Below are 1,104 nucleotides of genomic sequence, written 5' to 3' on the forward strand. Positions count from 1 at the left end.
TGACCTGCCCCTGAAGTTTCACCCAGTAGCGGTTAGAGTCTCGGCGGATGTTACGCCGTTTGGCGCGGTGTGAGCAACGTGCGATCGGCGGAGCTGGTCGGGGTTGCGCAGCCGATCGCACGTTGCGGTGAGGTAGGCGGCATAGGCCGCAGGGGTCAGATAGCCGAGCGAGGAATGCGGGCGTTGGCCGTTGTAGTCGCCGACCCAATCCGCAATCTTGGCGCGGGCGTGATCGAGGCCGAAGAACAAGGTTTCGTTGAGAAGCTCGTCCCGCATCCGGCCGTTGAAGCTTTCACAGAAGCCGTTCTGCATCGGCTTGCCCGGCGCAATGAAGTGCCAGTCGATCTTGTTCTCCTCCGACCAGGCCAGCATGGCATTGCAGGTGAACTCGGTGCCGTTGTCGGAGACGATCATGCCCGGCTTGCCGCGCTGATTGATCAGCGCCGTCAGTTCGCGTGCCACCCGCCGCCCCTGGATCGAGGTGTCGGGGATGGCCGCCAGACATTCCCGGGTCACGTCATCGACGATATTCAGGACCCGGAAGCGACGGCCGCTGGCGAACTGGTCGTGGACAAAATCCAGCGACCACCGGGCGTTCGGCCGAGCCTCGACCAGTATCGGCGCTCGGGTGCCCACGGCGCGGCGGCGGGCCCGGCGCTTGCGCACGCTGAGGCCTTCCTCTCGATACAGACGGTAGATCCGGTTCCGCCCGGACGGCTCGCCCTGCTGGCGAAGCAGCACGAACAGCCGGCGGTAGCCGAACCGCCGACGGGCATTAGCAAGCTCGCGCAAGTGGCCGCGTAGTTCGGTGTCCGGCGGTCGGCACGATCGGTACCGAACCATCTTGCGGTCAGCGCCGACGATGCCGCAGGCCCGCCGCTCCGCCAGACCCATGACGGCCTGCAGGTGCGCGACGGCTTCGCGCTTGGCGACGGGCCCTACCATTTTTTTGACAAAAGCTCGCGTAGCGCTGCAGCATCCAGCATCTGCTCGGCCAGCAGCTTCTTCAGCTTGGCGTTCTCGTCCTCGAGTTGCCGCAACCGCTTGGCATCGGAGACGTCCAGACCGCCGAACTTCGCCTTCCAATTGTACAGCGTCGCTTCA

At 64.9% G+C, this 1,104-nt stretch carries 1 protein-coding gene and 1 pseudogene; both read right to left on the bottom strand.

The genetic code is table 11. The features are described 5' to 3' along the window. Positions 1-18 precede the first annotated feature (18 nt). A pseudogene (locus AC0L3X_RS47155) lies at positions 19-954 on the bottom strand (IS3 family transposase); the annotation flags it as partial. Further along, the gene (locus AC0L3X_RS47160) at positions 939-1,094 is read right to left on the bottom strand and encodes a transposase (RefSeq protein ID WP_473317610.1); all 156 of its coding nucleotides are present in this window, start codon (positions 1,092-1,094) and stop codon (positions 939-941) included. The pseudogene AC0L3X_RS47155 and the gene AC0L3X_RS47160, both read right to left, overlap by 16 nt. Between the last annotated feature and the right edge of the window lie 10 nt (positions 1,095-1,104).

It is taken from the genome of Bradyrhizobium sp. MI1.7, from assembly GCF_055811795.1.